Genomic DNA, 255 nt, shown 5'->3' on the forward strand with positions numbered 1-255 from the left:
CGAGCACGTTCTGGTGCTGTTGGTGCATCACATCGCGGGTGACGGCTGGTCGGTGGGGCCTTTCGGCAGGGATCTTGCCACCGCCTATGCGGCGCGGATCGCCGGGACGGTTCCGGCGTGGGGTGAACTGCCGGTGCAGTACGCGGACTACACGTTGTGGCAGCGTGATCTGCTGGGTTCCGATGACGATCCGGGCAGCGCGGTGGCCCGTCAGTCGGCGTTCTGGCGTGAGGCGCTGGCGGGGCTGCCGGTGGA

1 protein-coding gene is annotated in these 255 nt (G+C 68.6%); it reads left to right on the top strand.

The annotated features are described in order from the left end of the window. Positions 1–255 (top strand): condensation domain-containing protein (locus R6V09_RS54910; RefSeq protein ID WP_317888711.1); only part of this gene is annotated, 255 nt, incomplete at both ends.

The organism is Streptomyces sp. W16 (genome assembly GCF_033194735.1).
Taxonomy (GTDB): domain Bacteria; phylum Actinomycetota; class Actinomycetes; order Streptomycetales; family Streptomycetaceae; genus Streptomyces.